This is a genomic window from Tsukamurella sp. 1534, assembly GCF_000312385.1.
Lineage (GTDB): Bacteria > Actinomycetota > Actinomycetes > Mycobacteriales > Mycobacteriaceae > Tsukamurella.
Genome location: NZ_HE997628.1, coordinates 420,774 through 439,962 on the forward strand (window position 1 = coordinate 420,774; position 19,189 = coordinate 439,962).

General features: G+C 72.8%; 17 protein-coding genes. 13 read left to right on the top strand and 4 right to left on the bottom strand.

Annotated elements, in window-relative coordinates; all coding sequences use genetic code 11:
- Window positions 1–7: 7 nt before the first annotated feature.
- Entirely contained in the window at window positions 8–1,096 is a 1,089-nt protein-coding gene (locus tag BN39_RS20090; protein ID WP_019204243.1) for a polyprenyl synthetase family protein, read from the bottom strand.
- A 24-nt stretch (window positions 1,097–1,120) separates the two neighbouring features.
- On the opposite strand from BN39_RS20090, the gene metF reads away from it, so the two are divergent.
- Both metF and BN39_RS20100 read left to right on the top strand, forming a co-directional pair.
- Window positions 1,121–2,053: a methylenetetrahydrofolate reductase [NAD(P)H] gene (gene metF / locus BN39_RS20095; protein ID WP_051159085.1), complete on the top strand. Its 933-nt coding sequence runs from the start codon at window positions 1,121–1,123 to the stop codon at window positions 2,051–2,053.
- A 23-nt stretch (window positions 2,054–2,076) separates the two neighbouring features.
- Window positions 2,077–3,018 carry an alpha/beta hydrolase gene (locus tag BN39_RS20100; RefSeq protein WP_019204245.1) on the top strand — a complete coding sequence of 314 codons (942 nt, stop codon included), beginning with the start codon at window positions 2,077–2,079 and terminating at the stop codon, window positions 3,016–3,018.
- A 3-nt stretch (window positions 3,019–3,021) separates the two neighbouring features.
- Here the strand turns inward: BN39_RS20100 and BN39_RS20105 are convergent, their stop codons facing one another.
- From BN39_RS20105 to BN39_RS20115, 3 genes are read right to left on the bottom strand one after another with little or no spacing between them, the layout of a single operon-like run.
- A complete protein-coding gene (locus BN39_RS20105; RefSeq protein ID WP_019204246.1) occupies window positions 3,022–3,768 on the bottom strand; it encodes a hypothetical protein in 747 nt (248 codons plus the stop codon).
- Complete coding sequence (locus BN39_RS20110) at window positions 3,765–5,351, bottom strand: NAD(P)/FAD-dependent oxidoreductase (protein ID WP_019204247.1); 1,587 nt, start codon at window positions 5,349–5,351, stop codon at window positions 3,765–3,767. Before BN39_RS20110 ends, BN39_RS20105 begins: the two co-directional genes overlap by 4 nt.
- Window positions 5,352–5,355: 4 nt before the next feature.
- Window positions 5,356–5,952: an N-acetyltransferase gene (locus BN39_RS20115; RefSeq protein ID WP_019204248.1), complete on the bottom strand. Its 597-nt coding sequence runs from the start codon at window positions 5,950–5,952 to the stop codon at window positions 5,356–5,358.
- Between the two features lie 238 nt (window positions 5,953–6,190).
- Here BN39_RS20115 and BN39_RS22470 point away from each other — a divergent pair, with 238 nt between their 5' ends.
- The 11 genes from BN39_RS22470 to ftsW all read left to right on the top strand — a co-directional run.
- A complete protein-coding gene (locus BN39_RS22470) occupies window positions 6,191–6,604 on the top strand; it encodes an SAV_6107 family HEPN domain-containing protein (RefSeq protein ID WP_019204249.1) in 414 nt (137 codons plus the stop codon).
- A 104-nt stretch (window positions 6,605–6,708) separates the two neighbouring features.
- On the top strand, window positions 6,709–7,125 hold the full coding sequence (locus BN39_RS20125; RefSeq protein ID WP_040768959.1) for a DUF3040 domain-containing protein: 417 nt from the start codon (window positions 6,709–6,711) through the stop codon (window positions 7,123–7,125).
- Window positions 7,126–7,574: 449 nt separating this feature from the next.
- Window positions 7,575–8,006 carry a division/cell wall cluster transcriptional repressor MraZ gene (mraZ, locus tag BN39_RS20130; protein WP_019204251.1) on the top strand — a complete coding sequence of 144 codons (432 nt, stop codon included), beginning with the start codon at window positions 7,575–7,577 and terminating at the stop codon, window positions 8,004–8,006.
- Window positions 8,007–8,177: 171 nt separating this feature from the next.
- Entirely contained in the window at window positions 8,178–9,185 is a 1,008-nt protein-coding gene (rsmH, locus tag BN39_RS20135) for a 16S rRNA (cytosine(1402)-N(4))-methyltransferase RsmH (RefSeq protein ID WP_040768756.1), read from the top strand.
- Window positions 9,182–10,099: a hypothetical protein gene (locus BN39_RS20140; protein WP_019204253.1), complete on the top strand. Its 918-nt coding sequence runs from the start codon at window positions 9,182–9,184 to the stop codon at window positions 10,097–10,099. The genes rsmH and BN39_RS20140 overlap by 4 nt, the downstream gene beginning before the upstream one ends.
- Complete coding sequence (locus BN39_RS20145) at window positions 10,096–12,051, top strand: penicillin-binding protein 2 (RefSeq protein WP_019204254.1); 1,956 nt, start codon at window positions 10,096–10,098, stop codon at window positions 12,049–12,051. The genes BN39_RS20140 and BN39_RS20145 overlap by 4 nt, the downstream gene beginning before the upstream one ends.
- 24 nt (window positions 12,052–12,075) lie before the next feature.
- A complete protein-coding gene (locus tag BN39_RS20150; protein ID WP_019204255.1) occupies window positions 12,076–13,611 on the top strand; it encodes a UDP-N-acetylmuramoyl-L-alanyl-D-glutamate--2,6-diaminopimelate ligase in 1,536 nt (511 codons plus the stop codon).
- Entirely contained in the window at window positions 13,608–15,182 is a 1,575-nt protein-coding gene (murF, locus tag BN39_RS20155; RefSeq protein WP_019204256.1) for a UDP-N-acetylmuramoyl-tripeptide--D-alanyl-D-alanine ligase, read from the top strand. The genes BN39_RS20150 and murF overlap by 4 nt, the downstream gene beginning before the upstream one ends.
- The gene (mraY, locus tag BN39_RS20160; protein ID WP_019204257.1) at window positions 15,179–16,258 is read left to right on the top strand and encodes a phospho-N-acetylmuramoyl-pentapeptide-transferase; all 1,080 of its coding nucleotides are present in this window, start codon (window positions 15,179–15,181) and stop codon (window positions 16,256–16,258) included. Before murF ends, mraY begins: the two co-directional genes overlap by 4 nt.
- The gene (gene murD / locus BN39_RS20165) at window positions 16,258–17,760 is read left to right on the top strand and encodes a UDP-N-acetylmuramoyl-L-alanine--D-glutamate ligase (protein WP_019204258.1); all 1,503 of its coding nucleotides are present in this window, start codon (window positions 16,258–16,260) and stop codon (window positions 17,758–17,760) included. Before mraY ends, murD begins: the two co-directional genes overlap by 1 nt.
- Window positions 17,757–19,189 (top strand): putative lipid II flippase FtsW (gene ftsW, locus BN39_RS20170; RefSeq protein WP_081586209.1); only part of this gene is annotated, 1,433 nt, incomplete at its 3' end. The genes murD and ftsW, both read left to right, overlap by 4 nt.

Genomic DNA, 19,189 nt, shown 5'->3' on the forward strand with positions numbered 1-19,189 from the left:
AACCCGGTCAGGCGGCCCGGTCCACCAGCACCGCGGCGAGCCGGGCCAGCACCGGCCGCGCACCGTCGGCGACCGGCGCCCCGTCGATCGCGGAGGTGGCCCGGGCCGTCAGCTCCTGCACCCTGTCCTGCATGGCCGACGGGGCCCCCGTCGCCCGCAGCGCAGCCCGGGCGCGCTCCACGCCCGCGTCGTCGAGGTCCGTCCCCACCAGGGAACGCAGCTCCGCCGCGGCGTCGCCGCCCGTCGCGAGCGCGTGCGCCAGCATCGGGGTGTGCTTACCGGACCGCAGGTCGTCGCCCGACGGTTTGCCCGTGACCGCCGGATCGCCGAACGCGCCCAACAGATCGTCGCGCAGCTGGAAGGCCACGCCCAGGTCCACGCCGATCGCCCGGAGTGCGGCGACCGCCTCGTCGGACGCCCCGGCGAGCGCCGCCCCCACGTGCAGCGGCCGCTCCACCGTGTAGCCCGCGGTCTTGAACCGCACCACCCGCTCGGCGGCCTCCGCGGACTCGTCCCGCGACGCCTCGCTCACGATGTCCAGCAGCTGCCCGCCCAGCACCTCCGTCCGCATCGCCGCCCACGCCCGCGCCGCCCGGAGGTACCGCTCCGGCTCCAGGCCGGCGCCCAGGAACATGTCGTCCGCCCACGCCAGGGCCAGGTCGCCGAGCAGGATGGCCGTCGCCTCGCCGAACCGGTCCGGCGAGCCCGACCAGCCCCGCTCCGCGTGGATCGCGGCGAACTCCCGGTGCGTCGTGGGGAAGCCGCGCCGGGTCAGCGAGGCGTCGATGATGTCGTCGTGGATCAGCGCGCACGCCTGCACCAGCTCGAGCGACGAACAGGCCCGCAGCGCCGCCCTCGCCACATCGCCCTCGGCCGCCCCGCCGCCCGCCAACCACCCCGTCCACGCGAACGCGGGGCGAATACGCTTACCGCCGCGCAAAATGAAGCGCTCCAGCCCGGAGGTGGCCTCAGCGAACACAGGACCGACGGGTTCGACCAGGTCACGGCGCTCTTCGAAGAACGACACGAGCTCCGGCTGGACGGCCGCCGCGATGTCGGAGAGGGAGGTCTGAGGCGGGGCGGCGGGCAGCGTCATACCTGGAAACCTATTCTCGTAGACGTGAGTGACCAAAGCCGGACCGTACTCGACCGCCTCGACGCCGTGCGCGCGAGCGGCCGAATGCCGTTCTCGGTGGAGTTCATGCCCCCGCGCGACGAGGCCGGCGAGGCCCGGCTGTGGCGCGCCGTCCGCACCTTCGAGCGGATGGACCCGGCCTTCGTGTCCATGACCTACGGCGCCGGCGGGTCCACCCGGGACCGGACGGTCCGCGTCACCGGGGAGATCGCGGCGACCACCACGCTGCTGCCCGTCGCGCACCTCACCGCCGTGAACCACAGCATCTCCGAGCTGCGCGGCCTGATGGGCGCCTACGCCGACCAGGACGTGCGGAACGTGCTCGTGCTGCGCGGGGACCCGCCCGGCGACCCGCTGGGCGACTGGGTGCGGCACCCCGAGGGCGTCGAGCACGCCAACGAGCTGGTCGAGCTCGTGCGCGAGCTGGGCGAATTCCAGGTGGGAGTGGCGTCCTTCCCCGAGGGGCACCACCGGTCGCCGGACCGCGACACCGACGTGCGCTACTTCGTGCAGAAGCTCCGCGCCGGCGCCGACTACTCGATCACCCAGATGTTCTTCGACGTCGACGACTACCTGCGCCTGCGCGACGCCGTGGTCGCCGCGGACCCGGAGCAGGGCGCCAAGCCGCTCATCCCCGGGATCATGCCGATCACCTCGCTGAAGTCCGTGGTCCGCATGGCCGAGCTGTCGAACGCGAAGATCCCCGACGCGATGCGCGACGAGCTGCGCGCCGCCGCCGGCGACGGGCCCGAGGAGGACCGGGCCGCCGTCCGCGCCGCGGGTATCGACATCGCCACCCGGATGGCCGAGCGGCTCATCGCCGAGGGCGCCCCGGCGCTGCACTTCTGCACCCTGAACTTCGCGAAGGCCACCTCGGAGGTCCTCGACAACCTCTCGATGCTGCCCACGTCGGTGTAGCCGGCGGAACAGGAGGACGAGCGATGACGTACGCGGACCAGGCGGCGTGGCGGGCCGTCCAGGAGTACCTCCCGGCGGCCTACCGCCTGACCCCGGGCACCGAGCCCGCCGAGGAGTGGTGGGAGCACCGCGGGCACCGCATCCACCTGGACGCGTACCGCGATCCCGACGCCGCGGTGAAGGTGATCCTGTTCCACGGCGTGGGCACCAACGGCCGGCAGATGTCGACCATCCTCGGCCGCCCGCTCGCGGACCGCGGGTTCGAGACCGTCGCGATCGACATGCCGACCTACGGCGTGACCGAGGTGGCGCCCGGCGCCAAGGTCACCTACGACGACTGGGTGCGGATCGGTTCGGAGCTGGTCGACGCCGAGCGCGCGAAGGACGACCGCCCCGTGGTGCTCTACGGACTGTCCGCGGGCGGCATGGAGACCTACCACGTGGCGTCGATCAACCGCGGGATCGCCGGCATCGTCGGCATGACCTTCCTCGACCAGCGGTCACCGAAGGTGCGGCGCGACACCGCTTTCGACCCGGTCACCGGGACACTGGGCGCGCCCGTCATGAAGGCGCTCGCGCGCACGCCGCTGCGCTCGGCGCGGGTCCCGATGCGGCTGGTGAGCAAGATGCGCGCCCTGGTCAACGACCCGGGCGCGAAACGCGCCTGCTACGCCGACCGCACGTCGGCCGGCAATCTGGTGTCGGTCGCGTTCCTCGACTCGTACCTCAACCACGTCCCCGCCGTGGAGCCGGAGGACTTCGACACCTGCCCGGTGCTCCTCACCCAGCCTTCCGCCGACCGGTGGACGCCCCTCGCGCTCTCGACGCCGTTCCTCGACCGCATCACCCGCGTCCCGGTCACCGTCGTCCCGCTCGAGAACGCCGGGCACTACCCGCTCGAACAGCCCGGGCTGGACCGGATGGTCGACGCCGTCGCGGAGTTCGCGGCGGCCGCCGGGACCTGAACCTCAGCGGTTCAGCTTCTCCCGCAGCCACTGGGGGAGCTCGATCAGCGACTCCTGCTCCGCGGTCTCCTGGCCCGGCTTGGGGCTGCGGTCGCGGCGCACGTACGCGATCGCGCCGACCACGGCCGCGGTGAGGAACGAGACCAGCGCCGTGATCCACGCCCACAGGGTGAACGACGCGATCGACGGGTCCGCGTAATCGGCCTCGGCCGTCATCGACGCCGAGGTGCCCGCGTTGAGCGTCCAGGTCACCAGATCGTCGCTCTCCTGCTGCCCGTTGGTCGCCGTGATCGGGCCGGGGAACTGCACCGACACCACGATCGCCGCGGAGTTCGGCGACAGTGAGGAGAGGTCGGCGGTGCCCGAGAGCACCACCGTCTCGCCGGTGCGCTGCACGCGCATCTTGATCGACGCCGCCGTGGTCTCGAACGCCTGCGAGACCACCTCGCCGAGCTGGTTGAACTGGCCGAAGGTGATCTGCTGGAACACCATCTGGGTGCCCACCTTGCCGTTCGAGTCGTACGGCTGCACCTCCGCGAGCCCGCGCATCTCGCCGGGGGTCGTCATCTGCGGCCCCTTCGGATCGGCGTCCGGGGTCTGCGCGGCGACGATCTTGCCCGACATGCGGTCGCCGGGGCCGGGGCTCGCGCAGGCGGCGGGCGCAGCCACCGCCAGTAGCAGGGCGACGACCGCGAGCAGCCTGGCCGGGCGGAACCGAGCGGAACGGACGGCGGCGGTGCGGGAGTTCACAGACGCCATCGTGCCAGGTGCCCCAGGTCGCGGGCGAGCAGCCGCGCCGCGATCCGCCCGCTGGAACCGTTCACGCCGCCGCCCGGGTGCATGGAGGCGCCCGCCAGCGCCAGCCCCGGCGCCCCCGGGACGCGCGCTCCGGCCAGCTCGGGGAGCGGCCGGAACAGCAGCATGTTGTGCAGCGCCATCTCGACGTGCATCACGTTGCCGCCGAGCAGCCCCAGCTCGGACTCCAGGGTCGACGGTGTCTGCACGTACCTGTGCTCGACGGCGTCCGCGAACCCCGGCGCCCACTGCTGCGTCTCCGCGACGATCCGGTCGGCCTCCCGCTCCGCGACGTCGCTCCAGTCGCGCCGCGCGCCCGGGCCGCCCAGGGCGTACGGGTACCACTGCGCCCACAGGGTGGTGTTGTGCCGCCCGGCCGGCGCGATCGACGGGTCCAGGCCGGAGAACGTCATCGCCAGCACTGCGGGCCGGCGCGGCGGGTCGCCGGCCAGCATGTCCCCGCGGGCGCGCGCGAGGTGGCCGCGGTCCGCGGTGAGCAGGCCGAGCCCGGCCTGGTCCGCGAGCGGCACCCCGTCGAACGCGGGCGGCGCCGTGGTGCCCAGCCGCAGCACCATCCCGACGCCGGGGCCCACCTGGATCCCTCGCCGCCAGCCGGCGATCCGGCCCGCGTCGTAGCCGCCGCGTTCGAGCAGGCCGAGCGTGGTGAGGATGTGGCACCCCGCGAGCACGGTGCGGGCCCGGACCGTGCGGTCACCGTCGGGCGTGGCGACGGTGACCCGCCATGCCCGGCCCTCCCGGCACAGCGCGGTGACGGGGGAGTCGAGGGCGACGGTGCCGCCGTCGGACGCCAGGCGGCTGATCAGGGCGGCCGTGAGCGCGCCGCTGCCGCCGACCGCCCGGCCCGGCGGGAGGGTGTGCATGAGCGCCGCGAAGCCGACCATCGGCGCCGTGCCGGGCTCGCTCATCGCGGGACCGGACTGCGCGCCGAACCACGCCAGCGCGGCCTTGAGGCGCTCGTCGTCGAAGTACTCGTCGAGCAGCTGATCGCCCGACGCGAGGTAGGTGCGGGACATCCTGGTCAGGCTCGCGCGACCCTTGGTGGGCCAGAAGGCGCGGCCGAGCCGCGCGGCGCTGGGGGAGGAGCCGAACGCGGCCATGGTGGCCCGCGCGCGGGGCGTCCAGTCCGCGACGAAACGACGGTACGCGGCCGCCTCCCGCGCCCCGCACGCCGCGGCGACCGACTCCGCGGTCGCGTCGAGATCGGTGCGGAAGACGATGGGCGGGGCGTCCGTGCCGGGAGGGGTGGGCGCGAACGCCCACGGATCGCACTCCAGGTAGCGCAGGCCGTGCGCGGCCAGGTCCAGCTCCTCGGCGATGCCCGTGTGCCGGAACATCAGGTGCGCCGACGATCCCCGGTCCACCCGGTAGCCCGGGAACCGTTCGACGGTGCTGACCGCCCCGCCGGGCACCCCGTCCGCCTCGAAGACCGCCACGTCGCGGCCCTGCGCGGCGAGGAGGGCGGCGCCGACCAGGGCGTTGTGGCCGGAGCCCACCACTGCGACGTCGATCGTTCCCATGAGGTCAGGGGAGCGGGAGATCGCGGCCGAGGACGGCGAAGGGACGCGGGTCGCCCGAGAAGCGGAAGTCGCGCAGCACGTCCTGGAATCCGGTGCGCCGATACAGCCGCCACGCCCGGTTCTCCTCGGCCGGCACCTCCGGGGTGGACAGCAGGACCCGCGGCTCGGGCCGGTCGCGGAGCAGCGCCGCGAGGAGCGCGGCCCCCACGCCGTGCCCCTGCGCCGTGGGATGCACGTGCAGTTCGGTCAGTTCGAAGTAGTCGTCGGCCACCGCGGCGACGCCCTGCCGGCTCAGCCCCCGTTGGCCGAGCCCGATCCGCAGCTGCCGGTTCCACCACTGGTCCCCGGCGCCGCTGTAGCCGTACGCGATGCCCACCAGGTGATCCACGACGCGGCCGTCGCGGCCGGGCAGGGGCGCGATCGCCCCGAACGCGGTGTAGCCCGGCCGGGACAGGTGTTCGCGCCACATGGGCAGGCGGTGCGCCTCGGTTCCGGCGGGGTACTCCATGGCGGCGACGTAGATCTGCAGCGCCGCCGGCAGCCACAGGGTGGCGTCGTGCGGAGACAGGGCCTGGACCCGCGGTGCCGTCCCTGCGCTCACGAGTTCGCCTTCCCCTTGACGTGTCGGTGCTCCACGCTATATTAGAAGTGATCGAATAACCGTTCGATCACGGGCCATCGGATTGGCGCACACGTTCTGGCGCCGGTTCGTACCGCCGTCCGGGCCGCCGGCGGGGCTGGCACGGAACGAGGGAAGCGTTGAAGTGTCAGTCCCGTCCGGTACAACAACGGCAGAAGCTCCGGATCGGCCGGAGCGCGAGGCAGTGAGGAGGAGCGTCATGACGTCGTCGGTCGCACGCATCGGTCACGTCGGGTCGGGCCGCAAGGTCGGCGAGTCCGGGGCCGCACGCATCCTCGATCGCGCGGACCAGTTCCTCGCCCGCGCCGGTGGGTCGCCCGCGCCCGCGGATCAGTACCGCGAGATCTACCACGCGGCCCTGCGCGGCGCCGCCGCGCTCCTCGCGGCCCGGGAGACGGGGGTGCGCCGCCCCACCCGGAACGCATGGCTGCGCCTCGCCAAGGCCGCGCCCGGCTACGCGGAGTGGGTGGCCTACTTCACGTCGGTGTCCGGCGTGGTCGCCGCCCTGGAGACGTCGGCGCGCACGGTCACCGCGGAGGAGGTCGCCACGCTGCACGGGCGGGTGCAGACCTTCCTGAACCAGGTCGAAGCGGACCTCGCGCCCGCCGCCTGAGGTCACATCCGGGGTAATTGTCCCCAGGTAGGTGGTCGCGCGGTCGCAAGCCTCGTATCATGAAGGGAAGAGTTGGAACCCTACGAGTGCTGAAGGAGGGGAACGTGCCACTCTCCGAGCACGAGCAGCGCATGCTCGACCAGATCGAGAGCGCGCTCTACGCAGAGGATCCGAAGTTCGCGTCGAACGTCCGGGGCGGCCGTTTCGGTGGCGCGACGGGTAAGCGCCGGGTATTCGCCGCGATCGGCTTCGCGGTCGGATTGATGCTGCTCATCGCAGGCATGTTGCTGGGCAAGGTGGAATACACCGTGATCGTGGGCATCGCGGGATTCCTGCTGATGTTCGGCTCGGTGGTCTACGCCCTGTGGTCCGGTTCGGATAAGGGGCCGCGCGGCACCGTCGAAGCCGACGGCACCGTTCGCGCACCGTCGGGCAAGGGGGCCAAGCGCGGGAAGTCCGCGAAGGCCTCCGGCCAGTCCTTCGTCGCCCGGATGGAGGAGCGGTTCCGCCGCCGCTTCTAGCGACGAGGTGCTCCGCATGACGGCCTGAGAGCCGCCGACCCGATGGTCGGCGGCTCTTTTCGTTGCGCTCTGCGTGAACACGCGTCCCGTCGCGCGTCGTCACGGCGCCTCGTCGGCGGATCCCCACTTCTCCCCACCGCGATTCCCCACATCTCCCCACTCCGGTTCCGGGGTGGGTCCACAGCATCTCTGTCGCCACACCCGTCACGCCGGTTCTGCACGTCGGCGAAAGTGTGACGTACTCCGCCACGCCCGGGCGTCGCGCTTCCCCCACTTTCGACCACGCATGTGACCTGCGATGACTCTGAGAATCTTCTGCGAAACGCGCCGCGATGTGGTTGAAAGTGGCGAATGGTGGGGTAATGTGGGGCGCACTGGAGAGAGAGGCGATAGTCTGAAGGCTCGATCCAGTGACACACCCCTATCGGGGGAGGCGGGAGGTTGCCGTGATGTTCACGGGTACCTACACGCCGAAGCTCGATGACAAGGGACGGCTCACCCTCCCCGCGAAGTACCGCGAGGAACTGGCGGGGGGACTGACGATCACGAAAGGACAGGATCGAAGCCTCACGGTGTACCCGAAGGCGGAGTTCGAGCGCATCGCCGAGAAGGCGGATGCCATCGAATGGACCGACCCCGCGGGACGCGCCTTCTACCGCAACTTCTTCGCCAGCTCGGACGATCAGCGGCCCGACTCCCAAGGTCGGATCTCGCTCACGGCCGATCACCGTCGTTACGCAGGACTGACCAAGGAATGCGTCGTCGTCGGATCGCGGAGGTTCCTGGAGATCTGGGACGCGGAGGCGTGGGACGCCTACCAGGCACAGCACGAAGACGACTACGCGCAGCCGCAGTCCGAATCGCTCAAGGCGATCTTCTAGCCGCCGCCGAACAGGCCGGCGGCGAAGCAGGACGAGGTGGACCGAGGCCTGCGCCCGAACGGCCCTGACGTACTTCCCCAACGCCAGGTACGGATCGGGCGGGGACCCCGCTTCATCTTCTCTGCACCCACCCACACCGCAAACGCCATCGCCACGTGCCCTGGAGGAGCCATGCCCGAAGCCGGTGAGGATCACGGCCATGTGCCGGTCCTGGCGACCCGGGTCCGCGATCTGCTGGCGCCGGCGCTCGCCGAGACGGGTGCGGTCTACGTCGACGCCACCCTCGGCGCCGGCGGCCACTCCGAGCTCATGCTCGAATCCTTCCCCGGCGTCCGGGTGGTCGGCCTCGACCGCGACACCGACGCCCACGCGATCGCCGGCGAGCGACTGGCCCGGTTCGGCGACCGCTTCGTCCCGGTGCACACCCGCTACGACGGGATGTCCGACGCCCTCGCCGGTCTCGGCATCGGCGACCGCGGCGGCTGCGGGGGAGTGCAGGCGATCCTGTTCGACCTCGGCGTCTCCTCCATGCAGCTCGACCGCGCGGACCGCGGCTTCGCCTACTCCGTGGACGCCCCGCTCGACATGCGGATGAACCCGGAGGACCCGCTCACCGCGGCCGACGTGCTCAACACCTACTCGCACGGCGACCTCGCCCGGATCCTGCAGCGCTACGGCGAGGAGCGGTTCGCCGGCAAGATCGCCTCCGCCGTGCTCCGGGAGCGCGAGAAGGAGCCGTTCACCACCAGCGGCCGCCTCGTCGAGCTGCTGTACGCCACCATCCCCGCCCCGGCGCGCCGCACCGGCGGGCACCCGGCCAAGCGCACCTTCCAGGCCCTCCGGATCGAGGTGAACGCGGAGCTCGCCTCACTCGAGGCCGCCGTACCCCAGGCGCTCGACGCCCTCGCCCCCGGCGGCCGCGTCGTGTTCCTCAGCTACCAGTCGCTCGAGGACCGCATCGTCAAATCCGCTCTCGCGGAGAGGACGCGGTCCACGACCCCGGCCGGGCTGCCGATGGACCTGCCCGGCACCGGCGCCACCTTCGAGCTGCTCACGCGCGGCGCCGAACGCGCCACCGACGACGAGATCGCCGAGAACCAGAGGGCCGCCCCCGTCCGCATGCGGGCGGCCCGCCGCCTCGACACCCCGACCACCACCACCGCGAGGAGCGCGCGATGACCGCACCCAACGCCACCAAGGCCCCCGCGACGGAGACGAGGACCCGCCGGGCGCCCGCGCGCCGCGACGACCGCGACACCTCGCGCCCCCGGTCGGGCTCCGCCCAGCGCGCCCTCGAGCGCCGGCAGAAGCGCCTCGATCAGCAGAACGCGGTGCTCGCCGCGGGCGGCACCGTCGGCGAGACCCCCGCCCAGCGGGCCCTGCGCAAGCACCGCGAGGGCCCCGTCGCCGCCGGCCTGATGTCGCGGCTACCCACCGCGCCCCGCGCCCTCGCGCGCCGGGTGCCGTTCGTGCTGGCCATGCTGGCGCTGGTGTGCGCGGGCCTCGGCCTCACCCTGTGGCTGTCGACGGGCAGCGCCGAGAACTCCTACGACCTCTCCCGCCGCGAGGACGCGAACAAGACGCTGGCAGAGAAGAAGGCCGCGCTCGAACGCGACGTGAAGTCCGGCGAGAGCGCCCCGGGCCTCGCCCAGCGAGCCACCGAACTGGGCATGGTCCCCGCGGGCACGTTGCCCGTCCTCATCGCCGATCCCAAGGGGAAGGTCGCCGTGGTCGGCGAGCCCGCGCCCGCGACGGGGACGCCGAAGCCTCCGCTGAACGCGCCGGCCGCCGGCCAGAACGGCTCGACCACCACGGATGGATCCGGCACGCCGACCGGCGGCAATTCCGGGCAGTCGTCGGCGGGCGGGGAACAATTGGTCACCATGAACCCCGGCAGCCAGAACGCCGCGAGCTCGTCGACGCCGTCGCCGTCCCCGGCCCCCCAGACGCCGACCCCCGCAGCGCCCACCCCGGCCGCCCCGACGGCCGCGGCACCGGCGCCGCAGACCCCGGTCGCGCAGACCCCGGCCCCGCGCACCCCGGCCCCGCAGGCTCCGGCCCGGCAGGCGCCGGCCCAGGAGCGCCTGCGGTGACCCGCGCCCAGCGTCCGCCCACGAAGAAGCGCCCCGCGAACCGTGCGGCGCCCCGGCCGCAGCCCGCTCGCGGGGCGGCGCCGCGGTCCGCCCGCGCGCGCGTCAAGGGCGGCCGGCAGCCCGAAGTGGGCACCACCTTCCTGCGCCGCAGCAGGTTCTCCGGCTGGGCCATCGTGGCCGTGTTCGCGGTGATCGCGATGTGGCTGGGCGTCGTCCAGTTCATCCAGGCGCCGGGCCTGTCCGAGAAGGCCGCCAGCCAGCGCCAGGTCAAGGAGGTCCTCCCGGCCGTCCGCGGTTCTATCAGCGACCGCGGCGGCCAGCCGATCGCCTTCACCATGGAGGCCAAGTCGCTGACCTTTCAGCCGGTCGCCGAGCGCAAGCGCATCCAGGAGAAGTACGACAAGGAGGTCGAGGCCAAGAAGCAGGACAGCAGCGCGGACGAGCCCGTCACGGTCGACGACCGCGTGCAGGCCATCGCGAAGAAGATCTCCTCCGTCCTCGGTGACAAGGTCTCCGAGGAGAAGCTGCTGGAGCAGCTGCGCGGCAACGACACGTTCGTCTACCTGGCCCGCGGCGTGGATCCGGCGAAGGCCACCGAGGTCACCGACGAGTTCGAAGAGGTCGGCACCGAGCGCGAGTCCGTGCGCAACTACCCGGGCGGCTCGCTCGCCGCGAACATCGTGGGCGCCACCGGCTGGGACGGTAAGGGCCTGATCGGCCTCGAGTCCTCGCTCGACTCCATCCTCGCGGGCACGGACGGCTCGATGACCTACGACCGCGGCTCCGACGGTGCCGTGATCCCCGGCAGCACCCGCGAGGTGCACCCCGCGGTGGACGGCGGCAAGGTCACGCTGACCCTCGACAACGACGTCCAGTTCTTCGTCCAGCAGGCCGTGGAACAGGCGAAGCAGAAGTCGGGCGCGAAGAACGTGCAGGCCGTGGTCCTGGACTCCAAGACCGGGCAGGTCCTGGCGATGGGCAACGACGGGACGTTCAACCCGCAGCTCGGTCTCGACAAGAACCCGAAGGACGCCCGCACCGGCAATCTCCCGGTGAGCACGCCTTTCGAACCCGGTTCGGTGAACAAGCTGATCACCGCGGTCGCCGCCATCGAGGGCAAGAAGACCCGGCCCGACGAGGTGCTGCAGGTCCCCGGTCAGATCCGGATGTCCGGCGTCACCGTCAACGACGCGTGGCAGCACGGCGTCGAGCCGTACACGACCACCGGCGTCTTCGGTAAGTCGTCCAACGTGGGCACGCTGATGCTCGCGCAGCGCGTCGGCGAGGACGCCTTCGCCGATTACGTCAAGAAGTTCGGGCTGGGCGCCGCCACCGGCGTCGGGCTGCCCGGCGAGTCCGGCGGATCCGTCCCGGCGCTCAACCAGTGGTCGGGCGGCACCTTCGCGAACCTGCCCATCGGCCAGGGCATGTCGATGACCGTGCTGCAGATGGCGGGGATGTACCAGGCCGTCGCCAACGGCGGGGTCCGGATGCCCCCGCGCATCATCAAGGGCGTCGACGGTGCCGCCAACCCGGCCCCGGAACCGGAGCCGGTGCGGGTGATGAGCCCCGAGACCGCACGCACCGTGCTCGACATGTTCCGCGCGGCGCTGCAGAACGACCCGACGGGCATCCAGCAGGGCACCGGCGCGAAGGGCGCGGTCGACGGCTGGCAGATCAGCGGCAAGACGGGCACCGCCCAGCAGGTCGATCCCGTCACCCACGCCTACTCGAACTCGAAGTACAACATCACCTTCGCCGGCGTCGCCCCGACGGACGACCCGCGGTTCGTGGTGGGCCTGATGATGGACGCGCCGACCCGCAGCTCGGACGGCACCGGCGGCCAGTCCGCCGCGCCGCTGTTCCACGACATCTCGGCGTTCCTGCTGCAGAAATACGGGGTGCCGCTGTCGCCCCCGGCCCCGAAGCTGACGCTCCAGGCGGGGAAGTAGTTAACCGACCGGTAGGATTCATCGGTGCCCGAATCGACTCTCACGCGTCCCGCCCGTCCGAGCGGAGCCACGCTGTCCGAGATCTCCGCGCAGGTCCCGGCGGTCACGCCGGCCGGCGACGGGGGCGACACCCGCTGCACCGGGGCCACCGTGCGCGCCCAGAACGCGCGGCCCGGGGACCTGTTCTGCGCGGTACCCGGTACGTCCACGCACGGCGCCCGGTTCGCCGGTGACGCCATCGCCGACGGCGCCGTCGCGGTGCTCACCGACGCCGCGGGCGCCGCGGTTCTCGAGGAGGCGGGCCACGACGTGCCCGTGCTGCTGCACCCGGACCCGCGCTCGGTGCTCGGCCCCGTCGCCGCGGTGATCTACGGCGCACCGTCGACCGCGATGACGCTCGTCGGGATCACCGGGACCTCCGGCAAGACGACCACGTCGTACCTGGTCGAGGCCGCGCTCGCCGCCGAGGGCGCCACCACCGGCCTGATCGGCACGGTGGGCACCCGGATCGGCGGCATCGACGTGCCCACCACGCTCACCACCCCCGAGGGCACGGCCCTGCAGGGGCTGTTCGCGTCGATGGTGGAGAACGGCGTCACCGCCGCGGTGATGGAGGTCAGCTCGCACGCGCTGGCCCAGAACCGCGTCGGCGGCACCCGGTTCGCGGTCGGTGCGTTCACCAACCTCAGCCAGGACCACCTGGACTACCACCCCACGATGGAGGACTACTTCGCCGCCAAGGCGATGCTGTTCGTGGGCCCCCAGGCCTGCGAGCAGGCCGTGATCTGCGTCGACGACGACTGGGGCAGGCGGATGGCGGACCTGCGCCGCGCCGCCGGGCTGCCGTTCGTCACCGTCGCCACCACGGGCCCCGCGGACTGGACCGCGGGCGAGGTGGCCGCCCACTCCGACGGCACCCAGCGGTTCACGCTGAGCGGCCCCGACGGGCAGAGCTTCTCGGCCGTGGTCGGCCTGCCCGGGGCCTACAACGTGGCGAACGCCGCGCTGGCCCTGGTGATCGCGCAGGAGGCCGGCGTGCCCCTCGCGGAGGCCGCCCGCGGCATCGCGAGCGTCGCCGTCCCCGGCCGCGTGCAGCGCATCGACCGCGGCCAGGACTTCCTCGCCGTGGTGGACTACGCGCACAAGCCGGCCGCACTGGACGCGGTGATCGCCACGCTGCGCGGGCAGACCGCCGGGCGGATCGCCGTCGTGGTGGGCGCCGGAGGCGACCGGGACCGCGGCAAACGGCCGCTCATGGGGGAGGCCGCCGCCCGCGCCGCGGAGCTGGTGATCGTCACCGATGACAATCCGCGCACCGAGGACCCCGCGCAGATCCGCGCGGCCGTGCTCGCCGGTGCCCGCGCCGTGCCCGGCGGCGGCGAGGTCCGCGAGATCGGCGACCGCCGCGCCGCCATCGTCGAGGCCGTGAACTGGGCCCGCACCGGCGACGTGGTGCTGGTGGCGGGCAAGGGCCACGAGGCCGGACAGGAGATCGACGGCGTCAAGCACCCGTTCGACGACCGGGAAGAGGTCGCCGCGGCGCTGGAGTCGCTGTCGTGATCGAACTGAGCCTGCGGCAGATCGCCGACATCGTCGGCGGCACCCTGCACGACGTGCCCGATCCGGACCGGAAGGTCACGGGCACCGTCGAATTCGATTCCCGCGAGATCGGTCCCGGTGGGCTGTTCCTGGCCCTTCCCGGCGCCCGCGTCGACGGCCACGACTTCGCGGCGACGGCGATCGAGAAGGGCGCGGTGGCCGTCCTGGGCGCCCGCCCCGTGGGCGTGCCCGCGATCGTCGTGCCCGTGTCGGGGGAGACCGACAACCGGGTCATGGCCCTGGAGAGCGACGCCGACGGCGCCGGCGCGGCCGTCCTCGGCGCGCTCGGCGCCCTCGCGGCGCACTGCACGAAGGTGCTCGCCGAGGAGCACGGGCTCACCGTGGTCGGCGTGACCGGGTCCGCCGGCAAGACGTCGACCAAGGACCTCATCGCCGCCGTCCTGCGGCCCCTGGGGGAGACCGTGGCGCCGCCCGGCTCCTTCAACAACGAGATCGGTCACCCGTGGACCGCGCTCCGCGCGACGCCGTCCACGCGCTTCCTCGTGCTCGAGATGTCCGCGCGCGGCGAGGGGCACATCGCCGCGCTCGCGAGGGTCGCGCCGCCGCGGATCGGCGTCGAGCTCAACGTGGGCACCGCCCACCTCGGTGAGTTCGGTTCCCGCGAGGCCATCGCCCGCGCGAAGGGCGAGCTGGTCGAGGCGCTGCCCGCCGGCTCCGGCGTGTCCGGCGAGGGCGGCGTGGCCGTGCTCAACGCCGACGACGCCGCCGTCGCCGCGATGGCCCCGCGCACGCGGGCGCGCGTGGTGACCTACGGGACCTCCGCGGAGGCGGCGGTGCGGGCGGGCGACGTGGTCCTCGACGGCCGGGCGCGCGCGGCGTTCACGCTGCACGCGCCGTCGGGCGACGCGCCCGTGCGGCTGCTCGTGCACGGCGAGCACCAGGTGCACAACGCGCTCGCCGCCGCCGCCGTGGGCCTCGAGTGCGGGGCGACGGTCGCCGCGGTGGCCGAGGCCCTGTCCGGCGCGGGCGCCGCGTCGCCGCGCCGGATGGACGTGTTCACCACCGGCGAGGGCGTCACGGTGGTCAACGACACCTACAACGCCAACCCCGACGCGATGCGGGCCGCGCTGCGCAGCCTGGTCCTCATGTCCGAGCACGACCCCGACGGTGCGCGGCTCCCCGGCCGGGGGCGGCGCCGCACCTTCGCCGTGCTCGGTGAGATGGGGGAGCTGGGCGAGGAGTCCATCACCGAACACGACCGGCTGGGCCGGTTCCTGGTGCGCCTGGACATCACGTCCACGATCTGCGTCGGCACCTCGCGCGCGGTGCACGCGCTGTGGCAGGGCGCCGTGATGGAGGGCTCCTGGGGCAGCGAGGCGATCCGCGTCGACACCCGGGAGGAGGCCGTCGCTCGGCTGCGCGAGGAGCTCCGGGAAGGCGACCTGGTTTTGGTCAAGGCGTCCAAGTCCGAGAAGATGTGGGAGGTCGCCGAGCACCTGGGCGGCGCCACGACGCCGTCGGACACCTCGACGGGCACCGATGAGAACACACAGGGGAGTCAGCAGAAGTGATCCAGATCCTGTTCGCGGGCGGCATCTCCCTGGCCGTCGCGATCCTGCTCACGCCCGTCCTGATCAGGGTGTTCTCCCGCCAGGGCTTCGGCCAGGAGATCCGCGTCGAGGGCCCGCAGAGCCATCAGACCAAGCGCGGCACCCCGTCGATGGGCGGCGTCGCGATCGTGGTCGCCCTCTGGGCCGGCTACCTCGGCGCCCACCTGCTCGGCCTGCGGTCCGGCCCCGGCCCCAGCGCCTCGGGCCTGCTGGTCCTCGGCCTCGCCACCTCGCTGGCGTTCGTCGGCTTCCTCGACGATTTCATCAAGATCCGTAAGCAGCGCAACCTCGGCCTGAACAAGACCGCGAAGACGGTGGGGCAGACCATCGCCGCGTTGATCTTCGGCGTGCTCGCCCTGCAGTTCGTCAACGACCAGGGCCTAAGCCCCGCGAGCGATCACCTCAGCTACACCCGCGACATCAACGCCATCACCATGGGCGGCATCGTGTTCGTGCTGTTCAGCCTGTTCGTGGTGTCCGCCTGGTCGAACGCGGTGAACTTCACCGACGGCCTCGACGGGCTCGCCGCCGGTTCGATGGCCATGGTGCTCGGCAGCTACGTGCTGATCACCTTCTGGCAGTTCCGCTACGCCTGCGAGACCAAGCCCGTGGCCGGGTGTTACGACGTGCGCGACCCCCTCGACCTGGCGCTCATCGCGGTCGCGGGCGGCGGCGCGTGCCTGGGCTTCCTGTGGTGGAACGCCGCGCCCGCGAAGATCTTCATGGGCGACACCGGCTCGCTGATGCTCGGCGGCCTGCTGGCCGGCCTGTCCATCACGACCCGTACCGAGCTGCTCGCGGTGGTGCTCGGCGCACTGTTCGTGGCCGAGATGATCTCGGTCGTCGTGCAGATCGCCGTCTTCCGCTCGACGGGCCGCCGCGTGTTCCGGATGGCGCCCTTCCACCACCACTTCGAGCTGTCGGGGTGGGCGGAGACCACGGTGATCATCCGGTTCTGGCTGCTCACGGCCATCGCCTGCGGCCTGGGCCTGGTCCTGTTCTACGCCGAGTTCCTCGGCTCCGGCGCGGTCGGCTGATGGTCCGGCCCGGCACCGGCGACATCACGGTGCCCGGCGCCGGCGACTCCGTGCTGGTCGCCGGCGGCGGTGTGACCGGCCCCGCGGTGGCCCGCGCACTGCTCCGGCTGGGCGTCGCGGTCACCGTCGCCGACGGGAAGCCGGAGGCCCGCGCCAAGGTCGCCGACGAGGTGCCGGAGGCGACGGTCCGCGACCTGGACGGGTTCGACGCGGAGGCGCTCGCGGGCTTCGGCCTGGTGGTGGTCGCGCCGGGTTTCCGGCCCACCGCGCCGATCGTGACCGCGGCCCGGGCCGCGGGGGTCGAGGTCGTCGGCGATGTGGAGCTGGCGTGGCGGATCGACCGCGCGGGCGCGTTCGGCGCGCCGCGCGAGTGGCTCGTGGTGACCGGTACCAACGGCAAGACCACGACGACCCAGATGCTGGAGACGATCCTGCTGGGCGCCGGCCGGGCTGCGGTGGCGTGCGGCAACATCGGCCGCCCGGTGATCGACGCGATCGCCGACGGCACGGATCCGCGGGTGCTCGCGGTGGAGTTGTCGTCCTTCCAGTTGCACTGGGCGCCGTCGGTGCGCCCGCGCGCCGGCGTGGTGCTCAACGTGGCGGAGGACCACCTCGACTGGCACGGGTCGATGGAGGCCTACACGGCCGATAAGGCGCGGGCGCTGTCCGGTGATCTCGCGGTGATCGGGCTCGACGATCCGGTGGCCTCGGGCCTGCGCGGTGAGGTCACCGTCGGGTTCACGACGGGGGTGCCCGCCGCCGGGCGGTACGGCGTGCGCGACGGTGTGCTGGTCGACGGTGCCGGCGCGGCGATCCTGCCCGCCGCCGACGTCTCGCCGCCCGGCCCCGCGGGCATCGCGGACGCGCTGGCGGCCACGGCGCTCGCGCAGGCCGTCGGGGTGACCGCCGCGGAGGCGGGTGCGGCGCTGGCCGGGTTCCGGGTGGGGGCGCACCGGGCCGAGACCGTCGGTGTGGTCGGCGGGGTCGCGTACATCGACGATTCCAAGGCGACGAATCCGCACGCGGCGCTCAACTCCATCGAGGCGCACGAGCGCGTGGTGTGGGTCGCGGGAGGTCAGCTCAAGGGCGCGGAGATCGATCCGCTGGTGGCGCGGGTGGCACCGCGGCTGGCGGGTGCGGTGCTGCTCGGCGTCGACGCGGAGAAGATCGCGGCGGCAATGGCGCGACACGCGCCGGATGTCCCCGTGGTTCGGGTGGTCACGGGCCACGATAGTCCTGTGTCTCCTGTGACTAGTGATGCAAACCGTTCTGTAGGGACGTCTGGGACCAAAGAGGTCCTAGTGTCCGGCGATGCTGATGCGGCGATGGCGGCCGCCGTCGGCGAGGCCGCGCGGATCGCCGCGGACGGCGCAGCCGAGGCCGGCCCCGCGCCCGTCGTGCTGCTCGCTCCCGCGGCCGCATCACTCGACATGTTCAGCTCCTACGGGCACCGCGGCGACGCCTTCGCCGCGGCCGCCCGCGGTCTGGGAGCGGCGTCGTGAGCCGGGCGCGAGGCGCCGGGAAGACCACTGAGGAGCCCACGGACGATCTCGCGCCCGGAGGCGTGAACGCACCCGAGAGCACGGAGTTCGACGCGCAGCCCGAGGAGACGGCCGCGGCGGACGCCCGCCCCACCACGCGCGACGTGGCCCGCACGGGCGCCTCGGTGATCCGGGACGCGGCGATCGGCGTCGCGACCGCGATCCGCCGCCCGCTGGCCTCGTTCCACCTGGTGCTCGGAATCACCGCGCTGCTCAGCGTGATCGGCCTGATCATGGTCCTCTCGGCCTCCTCGGTCGAGGACATCAACACCTACGGCTCGCCCTACGCCAACTTCACCAAGCAGGCGATGTACGTCTCGATGGGCTTCGTGGCGTTCCTCGGGGCGCTCTACATGCGTCCCGCGTTCCTGCGCCGCGCGTCGCTCGTCGGCGTGCTCGTGGCGATCGGCCTGCTCGTCGCGGTGCTGATCCCGGGGGTCGGGTCCAAGGTCGGCGGCTCGCGCCGCTGGATCGACCTGGGCGGGTTCAACATCCAGCCGTCGGAGATCGCGAAGGTCGCCCTCGTGGTGTGGGGCGCGCACCTGCTCGCCGATCGCAGCCGCTACAAGGACGCGGGCATCAAGGAGCTGCTGCTGCCGTTCGGCCCGGTGGTCATGCTCATGGCGGCACTGGTCGTGGCCGAGCCCAACCAGTCCACCGCGATGATCCTCGCCGCCACCGGCGCGATGCTGCTGTTCTACGCGGGCCTGTCCTCGAAACTGTTCGTCTCGCTCGGCATCGGCGGTATCGCGGCGGCCGTGTTCCTCGCGCTCGCCGAGGGCTACCGGTCCGCTCGCGTCGCGTCGTGGCTCGGCCGCACCAACGATGCGCTCGGCGCCAACTACCAGTCGGACCAGGCGCGGTACTCGCTCGCCGACGGCGGGCTGTTCGGCGTCGGCCTCGGCAACTCGACCGCGAAGTGGAACTACCTGCCGAACGCGCACAACGACTTCATCTTCGCGATCATCGGCGAGGAGCTGGGGTACCTCGGCGCCGGCCTGGTGATCGCCCTGTTCGCCATGTTCACCTGGGTGGGCCTGCGGATCGCGACCCGCGTCACCGACCCGTTCCTCTCGCTCATGGCGGCCACCATCACCATGCTCATCGCGCTGCAGGCGATCATCAACATGGGCTACGTGGTGGGCCTGCTCCCGGTGACCGGCATCCAGTTGCCGCTGCTGTCCTACGGCGGTACCTCGGTCATCCTCGTGCTGTTCATGATGGGCCTGCTCGCCAATGCGGCGCGGCACGAGCCCGAGGCCATCGCCGCCCTCACCGCGGGCCGCGACGGTCGCGCCGCCCGCCTGCTGCGCCTGCCGAAGCCGCTGCCGTACGTGCCGCCGGCCCCGCCGACCCGGCCCCGCGGCCAGGCGCCCCGCGGCCCGCAGCC